Genomic DNA, 477 nt, shown 5'->3' with positions numbered 1-477 from the left:
AGGAAATGGGGCTGGCACTACACTACCTGTTCTTATTCAGCACTTACATCATGCGGTTGCCCTCTGCGGAAAAGGTGCCAAAAAAATTTTTAAGGATTGAGAAGAGGTATTTCTATTCTTTTATCCAGTATTCTATCTTACACTCAAAAACACTAAAGTTTAACAGCAAGTTCCGGAACATCCCTCAATGTTCCATTTTCTTGTTTTCCCAAAATAACCACTTCCTTGTTTTCCTTGTATTCATCAATGGCCATTAAAAGCTGGCCTATGGTTTCTCTTCGAATTTTCACTCCAGATTTCTGATTTTTATTTCTGACCTCGATATAATACCCATCTCTGAGATCTTTTGGTTTTGTGGAAGGCCTACCCATAATTTTTATAATTTTAAGATTGGATTTCAATAAACAATTATTATACTAAAACTTATCTGAAAGTTCTTAAAAAACAATGATTTTATAATTGTTTTTGCTACCGAAA

1 protein-coding gene is annotated in these 477 nt (G+C 33.8%); it reads right to left on the bottom strand.

The features are described from left to right. Nucleotides 1-152 precede the first annotated feature (152 nt). Nucleotides 153-401, bottom strand: coding sequence for a hypothetical protein (locus HC175_RS18110; RefSeq protein ID WP_317172357.1), 249 nt, complete (start codon nucleotides 399-401; stop codon nucleotides 153-155). Nucleotides 402-477 lie beyond the last annotated feature (76 nt).

The sequence above is a fragment of the Salinimicrobium oceani genome, assembly GCF_012037645.1.
The sequence above is the reverse complement of the archived record's forward strand: the minus strand, read 5'-3'. Positions and strand labels throughout refer to the sequence as shown.